This window comes from Psychrobacter sp. I-STPA6b, from assembly GCF_020662265.1.
In the GTDB taxonomy this organism is placed as follows: Bacteria; Pseudomonadota; Gammaproteobacteria; order Pseudomonadales; family Moraxellaceae; genus Psychrobacter.
This window is the reverse complement of sequence record NZ_VEWM01000141.1, coordinates 1-436: the sequence shown is the minus strand read 5'-3', so window position 1 is coordinate 436 and position 436 is coordinate 1. Positions and strand designations below refer to the sequence as shown.

The following is a 436-nucleotide window of genomic DNA, read 5'->3' as shown; positions in this document are numbered from 1 at the left end:
CATAAAAGCACCTAAACTATGACCTAAAACAATTATTTTATGGTTTTTAAATTTTTCAGAACTTCTAAAATGATTTACAATCGCAACAGCGTCAACTACAACTTCATCTTCAACTGTACTTTCATCAGAAAAAGTTTCTGGATTAGATTTTGTTCTTTTATCAAAACGATAAGAAGCAATTCCTTCTTTTTGAAAAGCTTCTGCCATATCTTTAAAAGGCTTATTCGGGCCAATAGTTTCATCTCTGTCATTTGTGCCAGAACCATGAATAAAAACAACTAAAATAGAAGATTTTTCAGCTTCTAATAAAGTTCCTTTTAAATCAATTGTTCCACTTTTAATTTTATAATCGTTTGCATTAACCTCTTGATGTTGTTTTAAAAAGAAACCTACAATTTTATCTTCTTTAAAACTTATATCAAAATCTAAAGCCATG

General features: G+C 28.4%; 1 protein-coding gene. It reads right to left on the bottom strand.

Going from position 1 to position 436, the window contains the following annotated elements; all coding sequences use genetic code 11:
- The coding region (locus tag FHK88_RS14065) for a hypothetical protein (RefSeq protein ID WP_264480704.1) at positions 1–436 on the bottom strand (436 nt) is incomplete at both ends.